We start from the raw sequence: 25942 nt of genomic DNA on the forward strand, positions 1-25942 counted from the left end.
GGACGCTCCGCGTCCTCTGTGACGCAGAGCGTCACGGGATGCATTCCCACGCAGGAGCGTGGGAACGATCATCTGCTCAATCAACCCGACTCAACGATGTCCACAAAAGCTGCGCCGCATACCCCCGAAATGGCCGCCAAACCTCCGCCCGCTGCAACAACTCCCGCGCCGTCACAACCCCACCTTCCAACGCCGCCAACGCCTTCATCAACCCGACATCACCCGACGGAAACCCATCCATCTCGCGCAATTGCCGCAACGCAATGTACTGCGCCGTCCAGTCGCCAATCCCGTGCAACGCCAACAACCGCGCTACACCGTCCTCCCGACCCGGCTCAAACAACAACGGATCATCGAGCAACGCCTGGGCGACACCCGACAGCGTCCGCCCACGACTTTTCGGCATGCCCAATGTCGCCAAATCCGCCGCCGCCAAAACCCCGGCCTCAGGAAACACATGCGTCAGGCCCGACAGCGCAGAACGCAACGGCTCGCCATACTGCGCCACCAGTTTCCCCGCCAGTTTGATCGCTGCCCCCACGGTAATCTGCTGCCCCAACACCGCACGAATCGCTAGCTCCAATCCATCCCACGCCCCCGGCACTCGCAACCCTGGGCGCTCGGCAACCAACTGCGCCATCAGCGGATCTACCGCCAGATGTCGATGGATCGAAGGCAAGTCAGCGTCCAGATCAAACATCCGCCGCAACCGCGCCTCGATCTCGGGCACGGCGGCCGGATCAGGAAAATCCAGCGTCACTTCCAACGCATCAACGCCGGTCGGTTTGATCGAAAACGTACCTTGAACACCGTTCAAGCCGATGCTGCGCGAATACACGCCATCGATCACCGTCTCCATCCCGACAATTGCCCGCGCCGACAAAAAACCCAGCATCGCGGCCCAGTCGTACGGAGGCTGATACGCCAGCAACACCTTCACAACGACAGCAACCCGCTATACAAGCCGTACGCCGCCAACCCTGCTCCACTGACGACACAGGTAAAAATCCCCTTCTCGACATGGGTGAACAACGGCTCGCCCTGCTCGCGTTTGGCCTTGGCAAACAGAATCACCCCCGGCGCATACAGCAGCGCCGACAGCAGCAAATACTTCATCCCGCCGGCATACAACAGCCACACCGCATAACTCAGGGCGATGCCGCCGATCAACAAGTCTTTGGTGCGTTCGGCCGAGGCGTGTTCGTAGGTTTCACCGCGCCCGCTCAACAGCACTGCGTAGGCTGCTGACCACAAATACGGCACCAGAATCATCGACGATGCAAGGTAGATCAGGCTGGTGTAAGTCCCGGCGGAGATCAACGTGATCAACAGGAAAATCTGGATCATTGAATTGGTCAGCCACAGCGCATTGACCGGCACATGATTGGCGTTTTCCCGGGTCAGGAACGCCGGCATGGTTTTGTCTTTCGCCGTGACGAACAGGATTTCGGCGCAGAGCAACGCCCACGACAACAACGCCCCGAGCAGCGAAACCGCCAGGCCGATGCTGATCAGCAGCGCGCCCCAAGGGCCGACGATATGTTCCAGCACCGCCGCCAGCGACGGGTTCTGCAACGCGGCCAGTTCCGGCTGGCTCATGATCCCGAGCGACAACACATTCACCAGTACTAGCAGCGCCAGCACCCCGAGAAAACCGATGACCGTCGCCCGTCCAACATCCGAACGCTTTTCAGCCCGGGCCGAGTAAACGCTGGCGCCTTCGATGCCGATAAACACGAACACCGTCACCAGCATCATGTTGCGCACCTGATCCATTACCCCGCCGAAGCTCGGGTTGCTCTGCCCCCAGATGTCCCGGGTAAAAATCTCAGCCTTGAACGCCACGGCGGCGATCACGATGAACATGATCAGCGGCACGATCTTGGCCACGGCAGTCAGTTGATTGATGAACGCCGCTTCCTTGATTCCGCGCAATACCAGGAAGTGCACCGACCACAGCAACACCGAGGCGCAGCCAATGGCGATCGGTGTGTTGCCCTGGCCAAAGATCGGGAAAAAATAGCCGAGTGTGCTGAACAACAGGACGAAATAACCGACGCTGCCCATCCACGCGCTGATCCAGTAACCCCACGCCGACGAAAACCCCATGTAGTCACCGAACCCGGCCTTGGCGTAGGCGTACACCCCGGAATCCAGTTCCGGCTTGCGATTGGCCAGGGTCTGGAACACGAACGCCAGGGTCAGCATGCCCACGGCGGTAATGGCCCAACCAATCAGCACCGCCCCGGCATCGGCCCGGGCCGCCATGTTCTGCGGCAGGGAGAAAATTCCGCCGCCAATCATCGACCCTACCACCAAGGCGATCAACGCACTCAGGCGCAGCTTTTGCGTCGGTTGCGACATTCCTGATTTCCTTTTTATTGAACTGAACCTGTGGCCACAGAAACCGTCACACAATTGAATCTAACTAAATAGATAAAGCGCAATAACGTTAATTAATTAACGCCTATTTACGTGTTTTATTGATAGCCGATCAATCTATGGCATTTGGCATATCGCAGTTTTGTGCGTTGATCCTAATAAATCAATTCTGTACTGAAAACAGACGTCAAAAAGTTGCTTATTCGTCAAAACGAACTAGCTTCAAAAACTCAACGCGATACGCGTTATTCCTGCTCGACCTGCCGGAGGCCTCTGAACCGGGCTTTCCCAGCAATACAGTTATGCTCTCGAAAAGTTCATAAGTCTTTCATTAACAATGGAATGTGCCTATGCACTGATCTATGTCAGCTGATTGAACAGTTAACAGATTTAATCTGTTGTCTCTCTTCTCCTGCATTGGAGTCATGCAATGTCTGAATCCCCCGGAAAACTGAAACTCGGTGCGCTCGTTGCATTGGTCGTTGGCTCAATGATTGGTGGCGGGATCTTTTCCTTGCCGCAAAACATGGCCGCCAGTGCTGACGTCGGCGCCGTGTTGATCGGTTGGGCCATTACCGCGGTCGGCATGCTGACCCTCGCGTTCGTGTTCCAGACCCTGGCCAATCGCAAGCCGGATCTGGACGGCGGTGTCTACGCCTACGCCAAGGCCGGTTTTGGCGACTACATGGGTTTCTCGTCGGCCTGGGGTTACTGGATCAGCGCCTGGCTGGGCAACGTCGGCTACTTCGTGTTGCTGTTCAGTACCCTCGGTTATTTCTTCCCGGTCTTCGGCGAAGGCAACACCGTTGCCGCAGTGATCGGCGCGTCGGGGCTGCTCTGGGCTGTTCACTTCCTGGTATTGCGTGGAATCAAGGAAGCGGCGTTCATCAACCTGGTGACCACCGTCGCCAAGGTCGTGCCGCTGCTGCTGTTTGTGTTGATCGCGGTCTTTGCCTTCAAACTGGACATCTTCACCGCCGATATCTGGGGCACACAAAACACCACCCTGGGCAGTGTGATGAACCAGGTGCGCAACATGATGCTGGTCACCGTCTGGGTATTCATCGGCATCGAAGGCGCGAGCATCTTCTCGGCCCGTGCGGAAAAACGCAGCGACGTCGGTAAAGCCACCGTGATCGGTTTCATCACCGTGCTGCTGTTCCTGGTGCTGGTGAACGTGTTGTCGCTGGGGATCATGACCCAACCGGAACTGGCCAAGTTGCAGAACCCGTCGATGGCGGCCGTGCTGGAACATGTAGTCGGTCATTGGGGCGCGGTGCTGATCAGCGTCGGCCTGATCATCTCGTTGCTCGGTGCGTTGCTGTCGTGGGTGCTGTTGTGTGCGGAGATCATGTTCGCCGCCGCCAAGGACCACACCATGCCGGCGTTCCTGCGCAAGGAAAACGCCAATCATGTGCCGGTCAATGCGCTGTGGCTGACCAACGCCATGGTTCAAGTGTTCCTGATCATCACGCTGTTTTCGGCCAGCACTTACCTGTCACTGATCTACCTCGCGACCTCGATGATTCTGGTGCCATACCTGTGGTCGGCGGCCTATGCGCTGCTGCTGGCGGTTCGCGGTGAGAGTTATGAAAACGCCCTGGCCGAACGCAAGAAAGACCTGATCATCGGCGGCATTGCAGTGATCTACGCGGTCTGGCTGCTGTATGCCGGCGGCATCAAATACCTGCTGCTGTCTGCCTTGCTCTACGCCCCCGGCGCGATCCTGTTCGCCAAGGCCAAGATCGAAGTGGGCAAACCGGTTTTCACCAACGTCGAGAAGCTGATTTTCGCCGCCGTTGTCGTCGGCGCCCTGGTGGCGGCCTACGGGCTGTATGACGGCTTCCTGACTCTGTAAGACCTGATTGATTTGTTATCTGGAGGATCACTGTAATGACCACGGAAAAAGTGAAGTACGGCGTACATTCCGAAGCCGGCAAACTGCGCAAAGTCTTGGTTTGCTCCCCCGGCCTGGCCCACCAGCGGCTGACCCCGAACAACTGCGACGAACTGCTGTTCGACGACGTGCTGTGGGTCGCCCAGGCCAAGCGTGACCATTTCGATTTCGTCACCAAGATGCGCGAACGCAACGTCGACGTGCTGGAAATGCACAACCTGCTGACCGACATCGTCGCGATCCCGGAAGCGCTGGACTGGATTCTGGAACGCAAGATCACCGCCAATTCGGTGGGCCTGGGTCTGGTCAATGAAGTCAGCTCGTGGCTGCGCAGCCTTGAGCCGCGCAAGATCGCCGAGTTCCTGATTGGCGGCGTGTCGGCCGATGACCTGCCGAACAGTTTCGGCGGCAAGACCATCGAGATGTTCCGCGACTTCCTCGGCCACTCCAGCTTCATTCTGCCGCCGCTGCCCAACACCCAGTTCACCCGCGACACCACCTGCTGGATCTTCGGTGGCGTGACCCTGAACCCGATGTACTGGCCGGCGCGCCGTCAGGAAACCCTGCTGGCCAGCGCCATCTACAAATTCCACCCCGAGTTCACCAACGCCGACTTCCAGGTCTGGTATGGAGACCCGGATCAGGAACACGGCAACGCCACGCTTGAGGGCGGCGACGTGATGCCGCTCGGCAACGGCGTGGTCTTGATCGGCATGGGCGAACGCTCGTCCCGCCAGGCCATCGGCCAACTGGCGCTGAACCTGTTCAAGCACAACGCCGTGGAGCGAGTGATCGTTGCCGGTCTGCCGAAGTCCCGCGCGGCGATGCACTTGGACACCGTGTTCAGCTTCTGCGACCGCGACCTGGTGACGATTTTCCCGGAAGTGGTCAACCAGATCGTCGCCTTCACCCTGCGCCCTGACGACAGCAAACCGGGCGGCATCGACATCCGCCGCGAAGAAACCAACTTCCTCGACACCGTGGCCGCCGCCCTCAATCTCAAGACGTTGCGCGTGGTGGAAACCGGCGGCAACAGCTTCGCCGCCGAGCGCGAGCAATGGGATGACGGCAACAACGTGGTGGCCCTGGAACCGGGCGTGGTCATCGGCTACGACCGCAACACCTACACCAACACCTTGCTGCGCAAGGCTGGCGTGGAAGTCATCACCATCAGTGCCGGCGAACTCGGTCGCGGGCGTGGCGGCGGCCACTGCATGACCTGCCCGATCATTCGCGACCCTATCGACTATTAATTTTTGTGCCCTGCTTCGCGCTCATAAAGCGCGAAGTCGGCGGATAACCGAAACCCAAGGAGATCCAAAATGGCTTTTAACATGCGCAACCGCAGCTTGCTGAGCTTGATGCACCACACCACTCGTGAGCTCAACTACCTGATCGACCTGTCCCGGGACCTCAAACGCGCCAAGTACACCGGCACCGAGCGTCCACACCTGCAAGGCAAGAACATCGCGCTGATCTTCGAAAAAACCTCGACCCGCACCCGTTGCGCCTTCGAAGTCGCGGCCCACGACCAAGGTGCTCACGTCACCTACATCGACCCGGTGTCATCGCAGATCGGCCACAAAGAAAGCATGAAAGACACCGCCCGCGTACTGGGCCGGATGTTCGACGCCATCGAATACCGTGGCTTCGAACAGGACATCGTCGAAGAGCTGGCCAAGTTTGCCGGCGTGCCGGTGTTCAACGGTTTGACCGCTGAATTCCACCCGACGCAAATGATCGCCGACGTGCTGACCATGCGTGAACACAGCGACAAGCCGATACATGAAATCAGCTACGCCTACCTCGGCGATGCGCGCTACAACATGGGCAACTCGCTGCTGATGATCGGCGCGAAACTGGGCATGGACGTGCGCATCGCCGCACCGAAAGCGCTGTGGCCACACGCGGACTTCATTGCTCAATGCAAAGCCTTTGGCGAAGAAAGCGGCGCGCGCATCACCATCACCGAAGACCCGAAAGAAGCCGTCAAAGGCGTGGACTTCATCCACACCGATATCTGGGTGTCGATGGGTGAGCCGGTAGAAGCGTGGGACGAGCGCATCGAGCAACTGCTGCCGTACCAGGTCAACACCAAGATGATGAAAGCCTCGGGCAACCCGCGGGTGAAGTTCATGCACTGCCTGCCGGCGTTCCACAACAGCGAAACCAAGGTCGGCAAAGACATCGCCGCGCGCTATCCGCACCTGGCCAATGGCGTTGAGGTGACTGAAGAGGTCTTCGAATCGCCAGCCAACATCGCCTTCGAGCAAGCGGAAAACCGTATGCACACCATCAAGGCGATATTGGTGTCGGCGTTGGCGGATATCTAACAGTCAATCGCAGTGATCGTTCCCACGCTCTGCGTGGGAATGCATCCGGTGACGCTCTGCGTCACATGGGACGCGGAGCGTCCCGGGCGGCATTCCCACGGGGACCGTGGGAACGATCATCGTGTTGCCCGTACCCTTTTCTGAAAGGACTGCATTATGCGTATCGTCGTTGCCCTGGGCGGTAACGCCCTGCTCCGCCGTGGTGAACCCATGACCGCGGACAATCAACGCGCCAACATCCGCGTCGCCACCGAACAGATCGCCAGGATCTACCCCGGCAATCAACTGGTCATCGCCCACGGCAATGGCCCGCAAGTCGGCCTGCTGTCGCTGCAAGCGGCAGCTTACACCTCGGTTTCGCCCTACCCGCTGGACGTGCTCGGCGCCGAAACCGAAGGCATGATCGGCTACATCATCGAACAGGAACTGGGCAACCTGCTGGACTTCGAAGTGCCATTCGCCACACTGCTGACCCAAGTCGAAGTCGATGCCAATGACCCGGCGTTCCAGAACCCGACCAAACCCATCGGCCCGGTGTACTCGAAAGCGGAAGCAGAAAAACTCGCCACCGAAAAAGGCTGGGCGATTGCCCCCGATGGCGACAAATACCGCCGTGTGGTGGCCAGTCCACGGCCAAAACGCATCTTCGAAATCCGCCCGATCAAGTGGCTGCTGGACAAGGGCAGCATCGTCATTTGTGCCGGCGGTGGCGGTATCCCGACGATGTACGGCAGCAGCGGCAAACTCGAAGGCGTGGAGGCGGTGATCGACAAAGACCTGTGCTCGGCACTGTTGGCTGAACAACTTGAAAGCGATCTGCTGGTGATCGCCACCGACGTCAGCGCCGCGTTTATCGACTTCGGCAAACCCACCCAGAAAGCCATCGCCCAGGCCCACCCCGACGACATGGAAAAACTCGGCTTCGCCGCCGGCTCCATGGGGCCGAAAGTCCAGGCCGCGTGTGAGTTCGCCCGCAAAACTGGCAAAGTCGCGGTCATCGGTTCACTCTCGGACATCGAAGCGATCGTCCAGGGCAAGGCCGGCACCCGCATCAGCACGGCGACACCCGGCATTACTTACCTTTAAAAAGAAACTCGGCGGCAGGCCCGGGGTCTGCCGTTCTCCAATGCCTTCGAAGGAGAGATGAATATGGCTACGTTCGAGCCCGGTCACTTGCACATCGAGCGCCACGCGCTGAATGACGACGATGTCAGCTACAACCTGTGCATTGACTATGAAGTCACCCAGGATCCGGAAAAAGGCATGCAGTTCACCGTGCACGGCAACATCCTGGGCAAGGACATGGAAGAGTCATTTTTCCTGCCCAAGGATCAGGCCTATAACTTCGCCAGCAACGTGACGAAAATCGCCGAGCAATACGGCATTCCCAAGACCCACAGCGGCATCGGCTCGGTGCACAAGCATTACGACGCGATGTTTGAAGATGTGCGGGTGCAGCTGGATATGAAATCCGGTGATCCGGTGAACCCCGAACATCTCGAGTGAGTTTGAGGGCCACCCCTCACCCTGATCGTTCCCACGCTCTGCGTGGGAATGCCGCAACGGACGCTCCGCGTTCGGCTCTGAAGGGGCGCGGAGCGTCCCGGGCAGCATTCCCACGCAGAGCGTGGGAACGATCATCCGTCCAGGATTTCACCTAACCCCCTCCGCCAAGGCATACTTGCCCCCTCCGCACGCCAGAATCAAAAACCGCCCCATGCGTATCCACGTCAGCTTCATCGACCGCGTCGGCATTACCCAGGAAGTCCTGGCCTTGCTCGGTGGGCGCAATCTCAATCTGGATGCGGTGGAAATGGTTCCGCCCAACGTCTACATCGACGCCCCGACCCTGAGCCCGGAAGTCCTTGAAGAATTGCGCGACGCGTTGCTCAGCGTACGCGGCGTGCAGGCGATGACGGTGGTCGACATCCTGCCCGGCCAACGCCGGCACTTGCAGCTCGACGCGTTGCTCGCGGCCATGACCGACCCGGTGCTGGCCCTCGACAGCGCCGGCAAAGTGTTGCTGGCCAACCCGGCGCTGATTGCCCTGTACGGTCGCGAACCGGCCGGTGAAAGCATTGCCGAGCTGTTTGCCGACCCGGCGTTGCTCGATACCTTGCTGGAAAACGGTTTTCGCCTGCCGCTGCGCGAGATCACCGTCAACGGCCAGACCCTGCTGCTGGACGCCACGCCGATCACCGACGCTGGCGCCTTGCTGACGCTGTATCAACCGAGCCGCATCGGTGAACGCCTGTCGGCCTTGCACCATGACCACGCCGAAGGTTTCGATGCGCTGCTCGGCGAGTCCCCGGCGATTCGTACGCTCAAGGCCCGCGCCCAGCGTGTGGCGGCCCTTGATGCACCGTTGTTGATCCAGGGCGAAACCGGCACCGGCAAAGAATTGGTGGCCCGGGCCTGCCACGCCATCAGTGCGCGGCACAGTGCGCCATTCCTCGCCTTGAACTGCGCAGCATTACCGGAGAACCTCGCCGAAAGCGAATTGTTCGGCTACGCCCCCGGCGCCTTCACCGGTGCGCAACGGGGTGGCAAACCGGGGCTGATGGAACTGGCGAACCAAGGCACGGTGTTCCTCGATGAAATCGGCGAGATGTCGCCGTACTTGCAGGCCAAGTTGCTGCGGTTTTTGAACGACGGCAGTTTTCGTCGCGTGGGCGGTGATCGCGAGGTCAAGGTCAACGTACGGATCCTCAGCGCCACCCACCGCGACCTGGAAAAAATGGTCAGCGAAGGCACCTTCCGCGAAGACCTGTTCTATCGCCTCAACGTGCTCAACGTCGAAGTCCCGCCGCTTCGTGAACGCGGCCAGGACATTCTGTTGCTCGCGCGCTACTTCATGCAGCAAGCCTGCGCGCAAATCCAGCGCCCGGTCTGTCGCCTGGCACCGGGCACTTACCCGGCGCTGCTGGGCAACCGCTGGCCGGGCAACGTACGGCAATTGCAAAACGTGATCTTCCGCGCCGCCGCGATTTGCGAAAGCAGTCTGGTGGACATTGGTGATCTCGACATTGCGGGCACGTCCGTGGCGCGGCAGAGCGACAGTGAAGTGGATAGCCTTGAGCAGGCGATGGAAGAGTTTGAGAAGACGTTGCTGGAAAAACTTTACGTCAGCTATCCCTCGACTCGGCAACTGGCGAATCGGCTACAAACCTCCCATACCGCGATTGCCCACCGGTTACGCAAGTACGGCATTCCCAACAAGCCCTGAGACTTGATCGTTCCCACGCTCTGCGTGGGAATGCAGCCCGGGACGCTCCGCGTCCCAAAGCGGACGCAGAGCGTCCATTGAGGCATTCCCACGCGGAGCATGGGAACGATCTTTATTCAACTCAAAAGCGACCTTCATCTGTACTGAAAGCGCTACAGCGGAACGATATCGATACACCCTCCTTTGATCACCGCTGTGCAAGGCTTTGATCCCGTTACGCTTTTTTCTTTGCCTCAGGCTGTAGCGATTTCGCTACAGGCATTCCATTCGCTCGCTCATCAAAAACACACAAGCTATTGATTTATAACGATTTAATACTATTGGCCGCGATTTTGCTTAGTAACCGCTCATAAAGAAGGGCTTTAGCCCAAGCATTCAATCGCGTCCACCAGACGAGTCTGGCCCCCTTAGGAGTTTCCATGAGCGAGTTGCGTTTTACTGAAGATCACGAATGGCTGCGCACCGAAGCTGACGGCAGCGTCACAGTCGGCATTACCGCTTTTGCGCAGAACGCCTTGGGCGACGTGGTTTTCGTACAACTGCCTGAGCTGCAGTCCTACGACAAAGGCGCTGAAGCCGCCACCGTGGAATCGGTAAAAGCCGCCAGCGGCGTGTACATGCCATTGAACGGTGACGTGCTGGAAGTGAACCCGGCGCTCGACAGCAGCCCTGAACTGGTCAACGAAGATCCGCTGGGCGAAGGCTGGTTCTTCCGCTTCCGCCCAACCGACGCATCGGCTGTTGCCCAATTGCTGGATCAGGACGCGTACGACCGTCTGATCAAAGCCAACGCCGAAGCCTGAGGAACCGACATGTCTCAAGTAAATCTCAGCACCGCCAACGAATTCATCGCCCGCCACATCGGCCCGCGCTCCGGCGATGAGCAAGCCATGCTCAACAGCCTCGGTTTCGACTCCCTGGAAGCCCTGAGCGCCAGCGTCATTCCGGAAAGCATCAAGGGCACCAGCGTCCTCGGCATGGACGACGGCCTCAGCGAAGCCGACGCCCTGGCGTTGATCAAAGGTATCGCCGCCAAGAACCAACTGTTCAAGACCTACATCGGCCTGGGCTACTACGGCACCCACACGCCATCGCCGATCCTGCGCAACCTGCTGGAAAACCCGGCCTGGTACACCGCGTACACCCCGTACCAGCCAGAAATTTCCCAGGGCCGTCTCGAAGCGCTGCTGAACTTCCAGACCCTGATCAGCGACCTGACCGGCCTGCCGATCGCTAACGCCTCGCTGCTCGACGAAGCCACCGCTGCCGCCGAAGCCATGACTTTCTGCAAACGCCTGAGCAAGAACAAGGGCAGCCACGCCTTCTTCGCTTCCGTGCATTGCCACCCGCAAACCCTCGACGTGCTGCGCACCCGTGCCGAGCCATTGGGCATCGACGTCGTGGTCGGCGACGAACTCGAACTGACCGACGTGACGCCGTTCTTCGGCGCCCTGCTGCAATACCCGGCCAGCAACGGTGACGTCTTCGACTACCGCGAACTGACCGAACGTTTCCACGCCGCCAACGCTTTGGTAGCGGTGGCGGCTGACCTGCTGGCCCTGACCGTGCTGGCTCCGCCGGGCGAGTTCGGCGCTGACGTGGCCATCGGCAGCGCCCAGCGCTTCGGCGTTCCGCTGGGCTTCGGCGGTCCGCACGCGGCGTACTTCTCTACCAAAGATGCGTTCAAGCGCGACATGCCGGGCCGTCTGGTCGGTGTCTCCGTGGACCGTTTCGGCAAGCCGGCCCTGCGCCTGGCGATGCAGACCCGCGAGCAACATATTCGCCGCGAGAAGGCCACCAGCAACATCTGCACCGCCCAAGTGCTGTTGGCCAACATCGCCAGCATGTACGCCGTGTACCACGGTCCGAAAGGCCTGACCCAGATCGCCAACCGCATTCATCACCTGACCGCGATTCTGGCCAAAGGCTTGAATGCACTGGGCCTGAACGTCGAGCAAGCCAGCTTCTTCGACACCCTGACGATCAAGACCGGCGCCAACACTGCCAAGCTGCACGACAAGGCACGCGCCCAGCAGATCAACCTGCGCGTCGTCGATACGGAACGTCTGGGCCTGTCCCTCGACGAAACCACTTCGCAAGCTGACGTCGAAACTCTGTGGAGCGTGCTGGCCGACGGCAAAGCGCTGCCAGATTTCGCGGCATTGGCTGCAAACGTTCAAAGCACCATCCCGGCCGCGCTGGTTCGCCAATCGGCGATCCTCAGCCACCCGGTGTTCAACCGCTACCACTCGGAAACCGAGCTGATGCGCTACCTGCGCAAGCTCGCCGATAAGGATCTGGCGCTGGATCGCACCATGATCCCGCTGGGTTCGTGCACCATGAAACTCAACGCCGCCAGCGAAATGATCCCGGTGACCTGGGCCGAGTTCGGTGCCCTGCACCCGTTCGCCCCGGCCGAGCAAAGCGCCGGTTATCAGCAACTGACCGACGAACTGGAAGCGATGCTCTGCGCCGCCACCGGTTACGACGCGATCTCGCTGCAACCGAACGCCGGTTCGCAAGGTGAATACGCCGGTCTGCTGGCGATTCGCGCCTATCACCAGAGCCGTGGCGAAGACCGTCGCGACATCTGCCTGATCCCGTCGTCCGCCCACGGCACCAACCCGGCCACCGCCAACATGGCCGGCATGCGCGTCGTTGTGACCGCGTGCGATGCCCGTGGCAACGTCGACATCGAAGACCTGCGCGCCAAGGCCATCGAGCACCGCGAGCACCTCGCCGCGCTGATGATCACGTACCCGTCGACCCACGGCGTGTTCGAAGAAGGCATCCGCGAAATCTGCGGCATCATTCATGACCACGGCGGCCAGGTGTACATCGACGGCGCCAACATGAACGCGATGGTCGGCCTCTGCGCCCCGGGCAAGTTCGGCGGCGACGTGAGCCACTTGAACCTGCACAAAACCTTCTGCATCCCTCACGGCGGTGGCGGCCCAGGCGTTGGCCCGATTGGCGTGAAATCGCACCTGACCCCATTCCTGCCGGGTCACGGCACCATGGAGCGTAAAGAAGGCGCGGTCTGCGCGGCACCGTTCGGCAGCGCGAGCATTCTGCCGATCACTTGGATGTACATTCGGATGATGGGTGGCGCGGGTCTGAAACGGGCTTCGCAACTGGCGATCCTGAATGCCAACTACATTTCCCGTCGCCTCGAAGAGCATTACCCGGTGCTGTACACCGGCAGCAACGGCCTGGTGGCACACGAATGCATCCTCGATTTGCGTCCACTGAAAGACAGCAGCGGCATCAGCGTCGATGACGTCGCCAAGCGCCTGATCGACTTCGGCTTCCACGCCCCGACCATGTCGTTCCCGGTCGCCGGCACGCTGATGATCGAGCCGACCGAAAGCGAATCCAAGGAAGAACTGGACCGCTTCTGCGACGCCATGATCCGCATCCGCGAAGAAATCCGCGCGGTGGAAAACGGCACCCTGGACAAGGACGACAACCCGCTGAAAAACGCTCCGCACACCGCGGCGGAAATCGTTGGCGAGTGGACGCATCCGTACAGCCGTGAGCAAGCGGTGTATCCGGTCGCTTCGCTGATCGAAGGCAAGTACTGGCCGCCGGTCGGTCGTGTCGACAACGTGTTTGGCGATCGCAACCTCGTGTGCGCTTGCCCGTCGATCGAAAGCTACGCTTAAGAAAAACAGCCTTAAGCTTCAAGCATCAAGCTGCAAGAACGAGCTGATCGGCTTTAACTTGCAGCTTGTAGCTTGCCGCTTAGCGCTCGCGCGCTTGCGCGCGCCTATAACAAGAAACCGGAGAACAACTCATGTCGTTAAGCGTGTTCGACCTGTTCAAGATTGGCATCGGTCCCTCCAGCTCCCACACCGTCGGCCCGATGCGTGCTGCGGCACGTTTCGCCGAAGGTTTGCGCCGTGAAGGACTGCTGGCCGCGACCACCTGCGTCAAAGTCGAGCTTTACGGCTCGCTCGGCGCCACGGGTAAAGGACATGGCAGCGACAAGGCTGTGTTGCTCGGCCTGGAAGGCGAACACCCGGACACCGTGAACACCGAAACCGTCGCTGCGCGCCTGCAAGAGATTCGCGGCAATGGGCGTTTGAACCTGCTCGGTGAACACTCCATCGAATTCAATGAAAAGCTGCATCTGGCGATGATCCGCAAACCGTTGGCCTATCACCCCAACGGCATGATCTTTCGCGCCTTCGATGCGGCTGGCATACAGATCCGCAGCCGCGAGTATTACTCGGTGGGCGGCGGTTTCGTTGTCGATGAAGACGCCGCTGGCGCCGACCGCATCGTTGAGGACGCCACGCCGCTGACCTTCCCGTTCAAAAGCGCCAAGGACCTGCTCGCGCACTGCGCCACCTATGGCTTGTCGATCAGCCAGGTGATGCTGACCAACGAAAGCGCCTGGCGCCCGGAAGCGGAAACCCGCGCCGGTCTGCTGAACATCTGGCAAGTGATGCAGGACTGCGTCGCCGCCGGGTGTCGCAACGAAGGCATCCTGCCCGGAGGTTTGAAAGTCAAACGCCGGGCGGCGGCGCTGCATCGGCAACTGTGCAAGAACCCGGAATCAGCCCTGCGCGATCCGCTGTCGGTGCTGGACTGGGTCAACCTCTACGCGCTGGCGGTCAACGAAGAAAACGCCAATGGTGGGCGCGTGGTCACGGCGCCCACTAACGGTGCGGCGGGGATCGTCCCGGCGGTATTGCATTACTACATGCGCTTCATCCCCGGCGCCAACGAAGACGGCGTCGTGCGTTTTCTGCTGACCGCCGCCGCGATCGGCATTCTGTACAAAGAAAACGCCTCGATCTCCGGCGCCGAAGTCGGCTGTCAGGGTGAGGTCGGCGTCGCTTGCTCAATGGCGGCCGGTGCCCTTTGCGAAGTCCTCGGCGGCAGCGTTTCGCAAGTGGAAAACGCCGCCGAAATCGGCATGGAACACAACCTCGGCCTGACCTGCGACCCGATTGGCGGGCTGGTGCAAGTGCCGTGCATTGAGCGCAACGCCATGGGCTCGGTGAAAGCCATTAATGCGGTGCGCATGGCCCTGCGCGGCGACGGGCAACACTTCGTCTCGCTGGACAAGGTCATCCGCACCATGCGCCAGACCGGCGCCGACATGAAAAGCAAATACAAGGAAACCGCCCGTGGCGGTTTGGCGGTCAACATTATCGAGTGCTGATGCGCGCGCATTGGCATCTGCACACTTTTTCAGGAGCTGAATATGTCCACCGAACAATTGCTGAAAACCCCGCTGCACGCCCTGCACATCGAACTCGGCGCGCGCATGGTGCCGTTCGCCGGCTACGACATGCCGGTGCAATACCCGCTGGGCGTGATGAAAGAACACCAGCACACCCGTGATCAGGCCGGGCTGTTCGATGTCTCGCACATGGGCCAGATCCGCCTGACCGGCGCCAATGCCGCCAAGGCCCTGGAAACCCTGGTGCCGGTGGACATCATCGACTTGCCGGTGGGCATGCAGCGCTATGCAATGTTCACCAACGAGACTGGCGGCATTCTTGACGATCTGATGGTTGCCAACCTCGGTAATGACGAGCTGTTCCTGGTGGTCAACGCCGCGTGCAAGGATCAGGACCTGGCGCACCTGCGCAAGCACATTGGTGACCAGTGCACCCTCTCACCGCTGTTCGAAGAGCGTGCGCTGCTGGCCCTGCAGGGTCCGGCTGCGGTGACTGTGCTCGCACGTCTGGCGCCTGAAGTGGCGAAGATGACTTTCATGCAGTTCGCCCGCGTGAAACTGCTGGGCGTGGACTGCTTTGTCAGCCGTTCGGGCTACACCGGTGAAGACGGTTTCGAAATCTCCGTGCCGGCCGCCAACGCCGAAGCTCTGGCTCGTGCGCTGTTGGCTGAACCTGAAGTGGCGGCTATCGGCCTCGGCGCTCGTGACTCCCTGCGCCTGGAAGCCGGTCTGTGCCTCTACGGCCACGACATGAACACCGAGACCACCCCTATCGAGGCGAGCCTGTTGTGGGCCATCTCCAAGCCACGTCGTGCCGATGGCGCGCGGGCTGGCGGCTTCCCTGGCGCTGAAACCGTATTCGCGCAACAACAGGGCGGCGTCAGCCGCAAGCGCGTTGGCCTGCTGCCGCAAGAACGCACCCCCGTGCGCGAAGGCGCAGAGATCGTCAACGAAGCCGGTGAGATCATCGGCAGCGTGTGCAGCGGCGGCTTCGGGCCGACCCTCGGTGGTCCGTTGGCCATGGGTTACCTCGATAGCGCCTACATCACTCTGGAAACACCAGTATGGGCCATCGTTCGTGGGAAAAAGGTGCCTTTGCTTGTAAGCAAAATGCCATTTGTTCCACAACGCTACTACCGTGGTTGATTGCCTGTTTCTATAAGTAACGCGGCTGCGTTAACAGTGCACTAATCTGTAACGCAACCGCCATAAAACAGTGCAACCGTTCGATAATGAACTTGGCTTATAACGATCGAAAACAATTGAGCACCGCTATCGAATAAGCCCGCACTAGTGGACTGACTAACAGCCACCAACCTGAGCAAAACCGGGCCCCTCACAGGGGCTTGTTTTTTATCGGCTAGTTGGCGTAGAGTTTGTTCACTGTGTTTGCATGGGTCGCTTGGAATCGTGACCTGGGCAGTAGCCTACAAGTTAGCTACATCCCGTTCGACGTCTTCTTACTCTCCTGCAACCAGCCCCAGTACTCTTTCATGAGAAGGAGGCTGTCATTAATTTTGCGTCAAAGGAAATAAGAAATGTCCCAACGTCAGAGCGGTACCGTCAAGTGGTTTAACGACGAGAAAGGTTTTGGTTTTATCACTCCTGAAAGCGGTCCGGATCTGTTCGTGCATTTCCGCGCCATCCAGGGCAACGGCTTCAAGAGCCTGAAAGAAGGCCAGAAAGTGACTTTCGTCGCTGTGCAAGGCCAAAAAGGCATGCAGGCTGATGAAGTACAAGCAGAAGCCTAACCTTCTGTAACGAAAAAGCCCCTGATGCTGACATCAGGGGCTTTTTTGTGCGCGTAAATCCGTAAAATGGCTTTCTTTTTTCGCCCAGAGGCTGCCATGTCGAAACACCTGCTCAACCCCCAGGGCGACTTCCCCGCCGCCACTTTGGGTCGTCGCCTGGCAGCGATGTTCTATGACTTTCTGTTGTGCACCGCCCTGCTGATCGTCACCAGCGGTATCTACAAGCTGATCCAGATAGCGATCATCGGTGAAGACAAGATGCGGACGTTGACCGAAGCCGGCGCACTGGACGGTGATCCATTGCAGTCGACGGTGCTGTTTTTTGTGCTGTTTGGTTTCTTCGCCAAGTTCTGGACCTGGTCGGGCCAGACCCTGGGCATGCAGGTCTGGTGTATCCGCGTACAGAATGCCGATGGTTCGTCCATCAGCTTGTGGCAGGCGTTGTTACGATTTGTGGTGTCGATTGCGTCTTGGTTGTGCGTCGGCCTGGGGTTTCTTTGGCCGCTGTTTGATAAGCAGAAACGCAGCTGGCATGACATGTATTCGAATACGCAGTTGGTGCGGATTCCGAAGAAGACCAAGTAACAGCCACAAAAAAGATCGCGGCCTTCGGCGACTCCTACGCGCCTGTAGGAGTCACCGAAGGCTGCGATCTTTTGATCTTGCCTTTTGATACTACGCTTAAGCGTTCCCAGCCAACTTCATCCGCGCCGCCTGGGTAAAGTCCAGCATCCGCTTCAACGGCCGAATCGCCTGCGGAATCAACGCTGGATCGACAAAGATCTCGTTCGTCCCTTCTTTCAAGCTCTTCAGCGTGCGCTCAAGGGTATTCATCGCCATCCACGGGCAGTGTGCGCAACTGCGGCACGCGGCACCGTTACCGGCCGTAGGGGCCTCAATGAAGACCTTGTCCGGGCACAGCTGCTGCATCTTGTAGAAAATGCCGCGGTCGGTGGCAACGATAAAGGTCTTGTTCGGCAGGCTTTGCGCCGCTGCGATCAACTGACTGGTGGAGCCGACGGCATCCGCCAGTTCGATTACCGCGGTCGGCGACTCCGGGTGCACCAGAATGGCCGCGTCCGGGTACAGCGCCTTCATGTCCTCAAGCTGCTTGGACTTGAACTCTTCGTGCACGATGCAGGCACCGTCCCACAACAGCATGTCGGCACCGGTCTTGCGCTGGATGTAAGTGCCCAGGTGCTTGTCCGGCCCCCAGATGATTGTTTCGCCGTTGTCCATCAGGCTTTCGACGATCTCCAGCGCGCAACTTGAAGTCACCACCCAATCGGCCCGAGCCTTGACCGCTGCCGAGGTGTTGGCATACACCACCACCGTACGTTCCGGGTGCTGATCGCAGAACGCCGAGAACTCATCCACCGGGCAACCCAGGTCCAGCGAGCAGGTCGCGTCCAGGGTCGGCATCAGTACGCGTTTTTCGGGATTGAGAATCTTCGCGGTCTCACCCATGAACTTCACACCGGCGACCACCACGGTCTTGGCCGGATGGGCATTACCGAAGCGCGCCATTTCCAGGGAGTCGGAGACGCAGCCACCGGTTTCTTCGGCCAGGGCCTGAATCACCGGATCGCAATAGAAGTGGGCCACCAGCACCGCGTCCTGAGCCTTGAGCTCGGCGGCGATGGCAGCACGGTAATAAGCCTCTTCCTCGGCAGTCAGCGGCTTGGGCTGCTTGGCGTCGAGATGAGCTTGAACCAGTAGGCGTTCGGAAATTTGCGTCATGATCGCAAGACCTGCGGGCGCTTTCGCGCGAAAGTCGAGTATACACCCGGCTCCGGACCCTTTAGGGGTACCGCCGGGAGAGTGAGTATTCATCAGGCAGAGCGTTGGAGCTGGGCAAGGCTACAGAATATCCCGTGGTTGCAAAAGATGATTCTGACCTGCGTCATGCGGTGTAGCCCCGCGTTGAGTCGAGCTCAAATCGTGGGCAAAAAAAAATCCGGAAATCCTCACTTGCGTGGGCCTTCCAGACTTTTAAAACTGCTACAAAAATGGTGGGTCGTGTGGGATTCGAACCTACGACCAATTGGTTAAAAGCCAACTGCTCTACCAACTGAGCTAACGACCCGCTGTGTGGTGGCGCGTATAATACTGATTTTTAAGGACTATTCAACACCTAATTTGAAATAAATCAAAAATAAGGTGTTGGGTCGCTGATTCCGGCTGTTGCGAAGCCTTCTGCACGCAAGCGGCAGCTGTCGCATTTACCGCACGCACGGCCGTTATCGTCGGCCTGATAGCAGGAAACGGTCAGCCCGTAATCGACGCCGAGCTTCACGCCCGCCTGGACGATCTGCGCCTTGCTCAGGTTCTGCAGCGGCGCCTGGATACGGAAACCGTTGCCCTCTACGCCGGCCTTAGTCGCCAGATTAGCCATACGCTCGAAGGATTCGATGAACTCGGGACGGCAGTCCGGGTAACCGGAGTAATCGACCGCGTTCACACCGATGAAGATGTCGCGGGCACCGAGCACTTCAGCCCAGCCAAGTGCCAGGGACAGAAACACCGTGTTGCGCGCCGGTACGTACGTCACCGGGATACCTTCACCCGGCGCTTCCGGAATAGCGATGCTGCTGTCAGTCAGTGCCGAGCCGCCCATACCGTCCAGGTTCAGACCGATCACCTTGTGCTCGATCACACCCAAATCGCGAGCGACACGTGCAGCGGCGTGCAATTCGGCGTGAGAGCGCTGACCGTAGTCGAAGCTCATGGTGTAACAGGCGTAGCCTTCAGCGCGAGCCATGGCCACGACTGTGGCCGAGTCCAGGCCGCCGGACAGCAGGATCACAGCACGTTTTTCGGTCGTATTCAGTTGTTCAGTCATATCAGCGCCCCGGCTCGTCATTCCAAAGATATTTATGCAGCTGCAATTGCAGACGCACTGGCAGGTTGTCCGCCACCACCCAATCAGCCAGGTCCCGTGCATTGAGGTCATGGTGACTTGGCGAGAACAGGACTTCGCCGGCCCGTCGATCAAGACCGTACTGGATCAGCTTGGACACAGCCCAGTCGTAGTCTTCCCGCGAGCAGATGACAAACTTCACCTGGTCGTTGGGCGTCAGCAGTTCGATGTTCTCGTAGCGGTTGCGGTGCGCTTCTTTCGAACCTGGGGTTTTCAGGTCGACGACGCGACTGACCCGGGAATCTACAGCCGAGATATCGAGAGCACCACTGGTTTCCAGTGACACTTCGTAACCGGCGTCGCACAACTGCTTGAGCAATGGGATGGCATTGGGTTGCGCCAACGGCTCGCCGCCGGTGACACACACGTAGCGCGGACGAAAACCGGCCACTTGCTCGAGGATATCGTCGAGGGGGCGAATGGTGCCACCGGTGAACGCGTAGGCGCTGTCGCAGTATTGGCAACGCAATGGGCAACCGGTCAGGCGCACAAAAACAGTGGGCAGCCCGGCAGTCCGCGTTTCACCCTGCAAAGAGTAGAAAACTTCGGTGATTCTCAATGTGTCTTGCATAGTCGCCACGGGCGTAACAGCTAAACAGGCTGTCCGCCTCCGTCAGGCTCTTCAAGGAACCCCGCCAACGCGCGAATCCCAAAAAGCGTGTTTCAGAAAAAGGGCGTGAATTCTAACGAAAAAACCCGCAACGAGTGCGGGTTTCTTCAAAACGGGTCAAACAGGCTTACATGCGCTGCAGATCGCGTTGGGCCAGCTGAGCGGCGGAAGTGCCCGGATATTGCGACACCACCTGCTGCAGAATGCCTTTGACCTTGTCGGCATGACCCAGGCGGCGCTCTACATCAGCCAGCTTGTACAGCGAGTCAGGCACTTTGGCGTGCTTGGGGTACAGCTGCGAAACCTTGGCAAACGCCTGACCTGCACCTTGCAGATCGCCTTTGGCCAAGTTGACTTCGCCCAACCAGTACTGGGCATTACCCGCGTATTGGCTGTTCGGGTATTTGCGCAGGAAAGCGGCGAAAGCCTGGCTGGCCTTGTCGAAATCCTTGGCTTTGATCAGGTCGAAGGCTGCATCGTAATACAGTTTTTCCTTCGCCGGATCACCCGGTTCACTGCTGGCGGCAGGGGCTTGAGCGGCGACCGCTCCTGCACTTGCGCCTGCAGCGGCTGCTGCACCGGGGGCATTCAGAGTGCCACCGGTGGAAGAATTATCAGGAGTGGCGGCTGGTGCAACGCCGGTTCCTATGCGCCGATCAAGATCCTGGTATCGCTCCAGGCTTTCTTGCTTCATGCGCGCTACATCATTTTGCAGAACTTCGATCACACCCTGTTGGCGTGAGATCTGCTCCTGCATGGATTGCAGTTGGTTGAACAGCTCGCCCTGTGCCGAGACAGGGGCCGAAACCCCTCCCCCGGCATAGGCGCCGTTCGTACCGTAACCCGCAGGCGGATAACTGCTCCCGCTATTGTTATAACCGGAGTTGTCATCGACCACAGGAACCGCAGCCCACACCGCAAGCGGTGCGAGACTGAGAGCCAAAACAGTTACAGCACGACGGCACGTTCGCATGACGAATTACTTACGCAGTTCGACGCGACGGTTTTGAGCCCAGGACTGCTCGTCGTTGCCGGTAGCAACTGGACGCTCTTCGCCGTAGGAAACCAGTTCCAGCTGAGCTGGGGAAACACCTTGCAGTACCAGGTAGCGCTGAACGGCTTTCGCACGACGCTCGCCCAGTGCCATGTTGTACTCACGAGTACCACGTTCGTCGGTGTTGCCTTCCAGAACAACGCGAGCGCCGTTTGCTTTCAGGTCTTTAGCGTGAACATCCAGAGCGCGCATGGCTTCTGGCTTCAAGTCCGAGCTGTCGTATTCGAAGTAGAAAGTGGTGATTGCGCGCAGAGCAGCTTCTTCGCTCAGGGAGCCGTCAACTGCACCAGTGTTAGCGCCGTAACCAGCGTTTGGATCAACAGCGCCTTCACCGGCATTGTCGCCGCCTTTGGACGAGCAACCTACAGCTACAGCCATGGCCAGAGCCAGCGCAGCAAATTTACCAAACTTCAGCATTTCCATCGTGAAACTCCTAATGAACCCCAGTGTGTTAAGTAAAACGTGTAGCGCCGCGTCAGTTCAGGTAAGGGGACCAGGAAGGTTCTCTGACTTCGCCTTGTGCGGTAGGAAGCGGGAGCCTTACGCGTCCATTAATGGACACGAGCATCAAGACTCCCCGGCCCTGCTGGCGGGTGGCGTAGATTACCATGGTGCCGTTGGGCGCAACAGTAGGCGACTCGTCCAGAGTGCTATCAGTGAGGATTTTTACGCTTCCGCGCTGCAAATCCTGGGCCGCCACCTTGAAATTAGTGAAGCCATCCTGGCGGTGAATCATCACCAGGGTCTTTTCATCGGCCGAAAGTTTCGGGTTGGCGTTGTAATTACCGATGAAAGTAACGCGCTCAGCACCGCCGCCACCGACGCTGGTCTTGTAGATTTGCGGCTTTCCGCCACGGTCGGAGGTGAAATAGATGGTCGAACCATCCTTACCCCAGAACGGTTCGGTGTTGATGCCGGGACCGTTGGTGACACGAGTGATCTGACGCGAACCCAGGTTCATCACGTAGATGTCCGGGTTACCGTCTTTCGACAGTACGAACGCCAGGCGATTGCCATCCGGCGACCAGGCTGGCGCGCCATTCAGGCCTTCGAAGTTGGTGATCTGCTCACGGCGACCGGTGTCGATGTTCTGCATGAAGATGCGCGGACGCTTCTGCTCGAACGAGACATAAGCGATGCGCTTGCCATCTGGTGCGAAACGCGGCGACAGGATTGGCTCGCGCGATTGCAGCAGAGTCACGGCGCGAGCACCGTCATAGTCCGAACGTTGCAGCGTGTAGCGCGTGTTCTTCTCGGAGAAACGCTCTGCGGTCACGTACAGCAGGCGAGTCGAGAACGCACCTTTAATACCGGTGAGCTTTTCGAACGACTGGTCAGCGATGTAGTGCGCCATGTCGCGCAACTGATCAACCGTACCGGAGACACTGCCTTCCGATACTTTTTGCTCGGTGGCAACGTTGAACAGCGAGTATTGAACCTGCAAGCGACCGCCCGCAGGAACAATGTTGCCGACCATGATGAACTGGGCATTCACGGCTTTCCAGTCACGGAAAATGATTTCGCTGGCCTGGGTCGGCTGGCTGATCATGTTCTGCTTTGGAATCGGCGAGTAATAGCCCGAGTTACGCAGGTCATTGCCGATAATTTCGGCCATGTCATCCGGCAACACGGTGCCGCCCTGGAAACCAAATGGCACTACGGCAATTGGAGTTGCCTGGGAGCTACCACTGCTGACCAGGATGTTTTTTTCATCTGCCGTTGCCAATCCTGCAAAGCAGAACATGACTACAAGCAGTCCTCGAAGAAGGTTTCTCACAAGGCTAGATCCTCAGGTGTGAATGTCATCTTGAATGAACGATAGGGTGCGAAATCACTTGCCTTCAAACCCTGCATTTCGGTCAAACGACCAATATTTTTTACTGCCGCTACCGCTGAACTGTCGAACGGCACATCACCACTGGAATGAGCTACCGATACGCCGGAGATCGTTCCGTCAGGCAACATGTTGATCTGCAGGATCACTTTCATGCCCTTGCGGGCCGACGGTGGCTGCGCCCAACCTTCAGATGCACGCGAGCGAATCAAATCATCGAAGTTGCCGGCGACTTCATCACCCTGCTCATCGGCCAACGCCTGCTGACGCTCCGGCTTGTCGGAAAGCAAATCTGCCAGGGCCTGAGCCTTTTTATCTTCGACGGATTTACGTGCCGCATCCTGCGATTTCTTCTTCGCAGCATCGGCAGCAGCTTTCTTCTTCGCTTCGTCGGCGACTTTCTTCTTCGCCTCTTCAGCGTCAGCTTTCTTCTTGGCGTCGTCCGCGGCTTTCTTCTTCGCGTCTTCGACGATCTTTTTCTTCGCTTCTTCAGCGGCCGCTTTCTTGGCCTCTTCTTCCGCAGCCTTCTTGGCTTCTTCTTCAGATTTCTTCTTGGCTATATCAGCCAATTGTTTCTCTTCGGCCTTTTTGGCTTCGGCGGTCTTCTTGGCTTCGTCGGCTTTTTTGGCTTCATCAGCCTTTTTAGCTTCCTCAGACTTCTTGGACTCGTCGGCCTTCTTGGCTTCCTCGGCTTTTTGAGCCGCTTCTTCTTTCTTTTGTTCCGCAGCCTTCACCGCTTCCTGCTCGACCTTCTTCTGTTCCATCTGTTCGACTTCGGTCTGGCGCGCAGCAGATTTCTGCGCTTCACCCGCAATCTTCTGATTGGTCTGGGTGACGGCCCGACTTTTCGATTTCAGCTGGTACAGGGTCGCCTGGACAATAGGCTTGGCCGGCGGCAACTCAGGCGTCAGGGCAAAACTGACGAACAGCATGCCGAAAACCAGCACGTGCAAGCCAATCGCCCAGACACTCGGCCAGAAGTAGCTTTCCGAGGCTGTTGGCTCTCGTTGTTGCTGCATCAGGGCGCCTCGGTAATCAAGCCAACATTACCGACCCCGGCTTTCTGCAACCCGCCCATGGCACCCATTACGGATCCGTAATCGACGGTCTTGTCGCCGCGGATGAACACCTGGGTACGCTTGCCACCTTCAGTACCTACGCGAATGATCTTGGTCACGGCATCGGTCATCTGCGGCAAGGTCATGGCCTTGTCCTGCTGCTTTTCGGTGTCGACTTCGCTGCCAAGGTTCCAGTAGTAGGTCTTGTCAGCCTTGATCGAAATGGTCAGGACCTGGGTGTTGTTGTCCTGCGGCAAGGCTTCGCTGGAAACCTTGGGCAGATCAACTTTCACGCCCTGATTGAGCATCGGCGCGGTCACCATGAAGATGACCAGCAGTACCAGCATCACGTCGATGTATGGCACCACGTTCATCTCGGCGACCGGCTTGCGCTTTTTGCGAGCTCGAGCGATTAAAGCCATTGGAAATTACCTGCTTATTCTTCGCTGGTGTGCACTTTGCGGTGCAGGATCGCCTGGAATTCGTCGGCGAAGGTGTAGTAACGGCTCAGCAGGGTTTCGCTGCGAGCAGCAAAACGGTTGTAAGCGATAACGGCCGGGATGGCTGCGAACAGGCCGATGGCGGTAGCCACCAGTGCTTCGGCGATGCCCGGGGCCACGGTGGCCAGGGTCGCTTGCTGGGCAGTTGCCAGGCCACGGAAGGAGTTCATGATGCCCCAGACCGTACCGAACAGACCGATGTACGGGCTGACGGAACCGACGGTGGCGAGGAACGGCAGGCTCTGTTCGAGCTTTTCTTCTTCGCGGGAAATGGCCACGCGCATGGCACGAGCCACGCCTTCCATGACCGCTTCCGGATCAACGCCTGGCTGCTGGCGCAGACGGGAGAATTCCTTGAAACCGGCACGGAAGATCTGCTCGACGCCCGAATCCGGGTCAGGGTTGCTGCCGGCCTGACGGTAGAGTTTGGACAGATCGATACCCGACCAGAAGCGCTCTTCAAAGCTCTCCAGGGCACGTCGACCGGCACGCAGCAAGTTGCTGCGCTGAAAGATCATGATCCATGAGGTCACCGATGCGGCTACCAGAATCAGCATTACCAACTGCACCACGACGCTGGCATTGCTGACCAGGCTCCACATGGAGGAATGGTCGACGACGTTAGCTTCCACGCTTTATCTCCTGCTTTGAGTGTGTACCCGCGCCGCTCACGTCGGCAAAGGCCGCACGTAGAGCTTCGGGAATGGCCCGGGGTTTCAAACTATTAGTGCGCACACAGGCCACCAAAAACTGCCCTTCGCAGAGCAGCGCATTATCCGTAGCCCGCCTGACTTGCTGTTTAAAGCGCAGGCTGACACGGTTCAATTCGATTACTTCAGCGCTTACCAGCAACTCGTCGTCCAGTCGCGCCGGCGCGTGGTAACGCGCTTCGCTGGAATGCACGACGAACAACAGGTCCTCCCCTGCCAGCTGGGATTGGGCAAAGCCCAGTTCCCGGAGCCGCTCGGTTCGAGCCCGTTCCATAAACTTGAGGTAATTAACGTAATACACGATGCCGCCCGCATCGGTGTCCTCGTAATAAACGCGACAACGATGTGCGAACGGCTCAAGCCCGTTTTGCGCGCGCATACTCTAGTGCTTACTCCTCAGGTTGCCAATCCGGCGAGGCAACTGTTTTTCATTGTTCTGCGGCTTTCTAGTGAAAGATTCGTCATGTGAGCCC

General features: G+C 58.8%; 24 protein-coding genes and 1 tRNA gene. 12 read left to right on the forward strand and 13 right to left on the reverse strand.

From position 1 onward, the window contains the following. Window positions 1-76 precede the first annotated feature (76 nt). Window positions 77-940: a DNA-3-methyladenine glycosylase family protein gene (locus ACA071_RS24310; RefSeq protein WP_497641459.1), complete on the reverse strand. Its 864-nt coding sequence runs from the start codon at window positions 938-940 to the stop codon at window positions 77-79. After that, window positions 937-2364, reverse strand: coding sequence for an arginine-ornithine antiporter (gene arcD / locus ACA071_RS24315; protein WP_497641460.1), 1428 nt, complete (start codon window positions 2362-2364; stop codon window positions 937-939). The genes ACA071_RS24310 and arcD (ACA071_RS24315) overlap by 4 nt, the downstream gene beginning before the upstream one ends. Window positions 2365-2812: 448 nt before the next feature. On the opposite strand from arcD (ACA071_RS24315), the gene arcD (ACA071_RS24320) reads away from it, so the two are divergent. The 12 genes from arcD (ACA071_RS24320) (at window position 2813) to ACA071_RS24375 (ending at window position 17368) form a co-directional block, all read left to right on the forward strand. Further along, the gene (gene arcD, locus ACA071_RS24320) at window positions 2813-4240 is read left to right on the forward strand and encodes an arginine-ornithine antiporter (protein ID WP_497641461.1); all 1428 of its coding nucleotides are present in this window, start codon (window positions 2813-2815) and stop codon (window positions 4238-4240) included. A 35-nt stretch (window positions 4241-4275) separates the two neighbouring features. Beyond that, window positions 4276-5532 carry an arginine deiminase gene (arcA, locus tag ACA071_RS24325; protein WP_497641462.1) on the forward strand — a complete coding sequence of 419 codons (1257 nt, stop codon included), beginning with the start codon at window positions 4276-4278 and terminating at the stop codon, window positions 5530-5532. Between the two features lie 69 nt (window positions 5533-5601). Next, window positions 5602-6612: an ornithine carbamoyltransferase gene (locus ACA071_RS24330; RefSeq protein ID WP_497641463.1), complete on the forward strand. Its 1011-nt coding sequence runs from the start codon at window positions 5602-5604 to the stop codon at window positions 6610-6612. A gap of 156 nt (window positions 6613-6768) precedes the next feature. Beyond that, complete coding sequence (gene arcC, locus ACA071_RS24335; protein ID WP_497641464.1) at window positions 6769-7698, forward strand: carbamate kinase; 930 nt, start codon at window positions 6769-6771, stop codon at window positions 7696-7698. Between the two features lie 63 nt (window positions 7699-7761). After that, complete coding sequence (locus ACA071_RS24340; RefSeq protein WP_497641465.1) at window positions 7762-8118, forward strand: DUF5064 family protein; 357 nt, start codon at window positions 7762-7764, stop codon at window positions 8116-8118. Between the two features lie 211 nt (window positions 8119-8329). Further along, a complete protein-coding gene (gene gcsR / locus ACA071_RS24345; protein ID WP_497641466.1) occupies window positions 8330-9838 on the forward strand; it encodes a transcriptional regulator GcsR in 1509 nt (502 codons plus the stop codon). Between the two features lie 419 nt (window positions 9839-10257). After that, window positions 10258-10641, forward strand: a complete 384-nt coding sequence (gene gcvH, locus ACA071_RS24350) for a glycine cleavage system protein GcvH (RefSeq protein WP_497641467.1) — start codon at window positions 10258-10260, stop codon at window positions 10639-10641. Between the two features lie 9 nt (window positions 10642-10650). Next, window positions 10651-13503, forward strand: coding sequence for an aminomethyl-transferring glycine dehydrogenase (gene gcvP / locus ACA071_RS24355; protein ID WP_497641468.1), 2853 nt, complete (start codon window positions 10651-10653; stop codon window positions 13501-13503). 131 nt (window positions 13504-13634) lie between these two features. Continuing rightward, the gene (locus tag ACA071_RS24360; protein WP_497641469.1) at window positions 13635-15011 is read left to right on the forward strand and encodes an L-serine ammonia-lyase; all 1377 of its coding nucleotides are present in this window, start codon (window positions 13635-13637) and stop codon (window positions 15009-15011) included. 42 nt (window positions 15012-15053) lie between these two features. Then, window positions 15054-16178, forward strand: coding sequence for a glycine cleavage system aminomethyltransferase GcvT (gcvT, locus tag ACA071_RS24365; protein WP_497641470.1), 1125 nt, complete (start codon window positions 15054-15056; stop codon window positions 16176-16178). Window positions 16179-16570: 392 nt separating this feature from the next. Beyond that, complete coding sequence (locus tag ACA071_RS24370) at window positions 16571-16783, forward strand: cold-shock protein (protein ID WP_003175786.1); 213 nt, start codon at window positions 16571-16573, stop codon at window positions 16781-16783. A 96-nt stretch (window positions 16784-16879) separates the two neighbouring features. Further along, window positions 16880-17368: an RDD family protein gene (locus tag ACA071_RS24375; RefSeq protein WP_497641471.1), complete on the forward strand. Its 489-nt coding sequence runs from the start codon at window positions 16880-16882 to the stop codon at window positions 17366-17368. A gap of 96 nt (window positions 17369-17464) precedes the next feature. Here the strand turns inward: ACA071_RS24375 and nadA are convergent, their stop codons facing one another. The 11 genes from nadA to ybgC form a co-directional block, all read right to left on the reverse strand. Further along, window positions 17465-18523, reverse strand: coding sequence for a quinolinate synthase NadA (gene nadA, locus ACA071_RS24380; protein ID WP_497641472.1), 1059 nt, complete (start codon window positions 18521-18523; stop codon window positions 17465-17467). Window positions 18524-18793: 270 nt separating this feature from the next. Next, window positions 18794-18869, reverse strand: a tRNA-Lys gene (locus tag ACA071_RS24385). 63 nt (window positions 18870-18932) lie between these two features. Beyond that, a complete protein-coding gene (gene queC / locus ACA071_RS24390) occupies window positions 18933-19625 on the reverse strand; it encodes a 7-cyano-7-deazaguanine synthase QueC (RefSeq protein ID WP_497641473.1) in 693 nt (230 codons plus the stop codon). Between the two features lies 1 nt (window position 19626). Beyond that, window positions 19627-20274: a 7-carboxy-7-deazaguanine synthase QueE gene (gene queE, locus ACA071_RS24395; protein WP_046032066.1), complete on the reverse strand. Its 648-nt coding sequence runs from the start codon at window positions 20272-20274 to the stop codon at window positions 19627-19629. Window positions 20275-20440: 166 nt separating this feature from the next. Further along, entirely contained in the window at window positions 20441-21286 is an 846-nt protein-coding gene (ybgF, locus tag ACA071_RS24400) for a tol-pal system protein YbgF (protein ID WP_497641474.1), read from the reverse strand. Between the two features lie 6 nt (window positions 21287-21292). Beyond that, window positions 21293-21790: a peptidoglycan-associated lipoprotein Pal gene (gene pal, locus ACA071_RS24405; RefSeq protein ID WP_003178634.1), complete on the reverse strand. Its 498-nt coding sequence runs from the start codon at window positions 21788-21790 to the stop codon at window positions 21293-21295. Window positions 21791-21842: 52 nt separating this feature from the next. Next, complete coding sequence (gene tolB / locus ACA071_RS24410) at window positions 21843-23111, reverse strand: Tol-Pal system beta propeller repeat protein TolB (RefSeq protein WP_497641475.1); 1269 nt, start codon at window positions 23109-23111, stop codon at window positions 21843-21845. Window positions 23112-23140: 29 nt separating this feature from the next. Next, window positions 23141-24220 carry a cell envelope integrity protein TolA gene (tolA, locus tag ACA071_RS24415; protein WP_149657886.1) on the reverse strand — a complete coding sequence of 360 codons (1080 nt, stop codon included), beginning with the start codon at window positions 24218-24220 and terminating at the stop codon, window positions 23141-23143. Continuing rightward, entirely contained in the window at window positions 24220-24672 is a 453-nt protein-coding gene (gene tolR, locus ACA071_RS24420) for a protein TolR (protein WP_166656030.1), read from the reverse strand. Before tolR ends, tolA begins: the two co-directional genes overlap by 1 nt. Before the next feature lie 23 nt (window positions 24673-24695). Next, the gene (gene tolQ, locus ACA071_RS24425) at window positions 24696-25391 is read right to left on the reverse strand and encodes a protein TolQ (protein ID WP_054044990.1); all 696 of its coding nucleotides are present in this window, start codon (window positions 25389-25391) and stop codon (window positions 24696-24698) included. Next, a complete protein-coding gene (ybgC, locus tag ACA071_RS24430) occupies window positions 25381-25848 on the reverse strand; it encodes a tol-pal system-associated acyl-CoA thioesterase (protein WP_054044992.1) in 468 nt (155 codons plus the stop codon). Before ybgC ends, tolQ begins: the two co-directional genes overlap by 11 nt. Window positions 25849-25942 lie beyond the last annotated feature (94 nt).

The organism is Pseudomonas sp. LBUM1646, from assembly GCF_059716165.1.

Bases quoted from the DNA above. Each gene is read 5' to 3' on its own strand.
- arcC (WP_497641464.1), top strand. From the start codon at position 6,769: ATGCGTATCGTCGTTGCCCTGGGCGGTAACGCCCTGCTCCGCCGTGGT.
- ybgF (WP_497641474.1), bottom strand. From the start codon at position 21,286: ATGCGAACGTGCCGTCGTGCTGTAACTGTTTTGGCTCTCAGTCTCGCA.
- ACA071_RS24375 (WP_497641471.1), top strand. From the start codon at position 16,880: ATGTCGAAACACCTGCTCAACCCCCAGGGCGACTTCCCCGCCGCCACT.
- arcA (WP_497641462.1), top strand. From the start codon at position 4,276: ATGACCACGGAAAAAGTGAAGTACGGCGTACATTCCGAAGCCGGCAAA.
- ACA071_RS24370 (WP_003175786.1), top strand. From the start codon at position 16,571: ATGTCCCAACGTCAGAGCGGTACCGTCAAGTGGTTTAACGACGAGAAA.
- gcsR (WP_497641466.1), top strand. From the start codon at position 8,330: ATGCGTATCCACGTCAGCTTCATCGACCGCGTCGGCATTACCCAGGAA.
- arcD (WP_497641460.1), bottom strand. From the start codon at position 2,364: ATGTCGCAACCGACGCAAAAGCTGCGCCTGAGTGCGTTGATCGCCTTG.
- tolB (WP_497641475.1), bottom strand. From the start codon at position 23,111: ATGTTCTGCTTTGCAGGATTGGCAACGGCAGATGAAAAAAACATCCTG.
- queC (WP_497641473.1), bottom strand. From the start codon at position 19,625: ATGACTGAACAACTGAATACGACCGAAAAACGTGCTGTGATCCTGCTG.
- ACA071_RS24340 (WP_497641465.1), top strand. From the start codon at position 7,762: ATGGCTACGTTCGAGCCCGGTCACTTGCACATCGAGCGCCACGCGCTG.
- queE (WP_046032066.1), bottom strand. From the start codon at position 20,274: ATGCAAGACACATTGAGAATCACCGAAGTTTTCTACTCTTTGCAGGGT.
- nadA (WP_497641472.1), bottom strand. From the start codon at position 18,523: ATGACGCAAATTTCCGAACGCCTACTGGTTCAAGCTCATCTCGACGCC.
- ACA071_RS24360 (WP_497641469.1), top strand. From the start codon at position 13,635: ATGTCGTTAAGCGTGTTCGACCTGTTCAAGATTGGCATCGGTCCCTCC.
- arcD (WP_497641461.1), top strand. From the start codon at position 2,813: ATGTCTGAATCCCCCGGAAAACTGAAACTCGGTGCGCTCGTTGCATTG.
- gcvH (WP_497641467.1), top strand. From the start codon at position 10,258: ATGAGCGAGTTGCGTTTTACTGAAGATCACGAATGGCTGCGCACCGAA.
- pal (WP_003178634.1), bottom strand. From the start codon at position 21,790: ATGGAAATGCTGAAGTTTGGTAAATTTGCTGCGCTGGCTCTGGCCATG.
- gcvP (WP_497641468.1), top strand. From the start codon at position 10,651: ATGTCTCAAGTAAATCTCAGCACCGCCAACGAATTCATCGCCCGCCAC.
- ACA071_RS24330 (WP_497641463.1), top strand. From the start codon at position 5,602: ATGGCTTTTAACATGCGCAACCGCAGCTTGCTGAGCTTGATGCACCAC.
- ybgC (WP_054044992.1), bottom strand. From the start codon at position 25,848: ATGCGCGCGCAAAACGGGCTTGAGCCGTTCGCACATCGTTGTCGCGTT.
- gcvT (WP_497641470.1), top strand. From the start codon at position 15,054: ATGTCCACCGAACAATTGCTGAAAACCCCGCTGCACGCCCTGCACATC.
- tolA (WP_149657886.1), bottom strand. From the start codon at position 24,220: ATGCAGCAACAACGAGAGCCAACAGCCTCGGAAAGCTACTTCTGGCCG.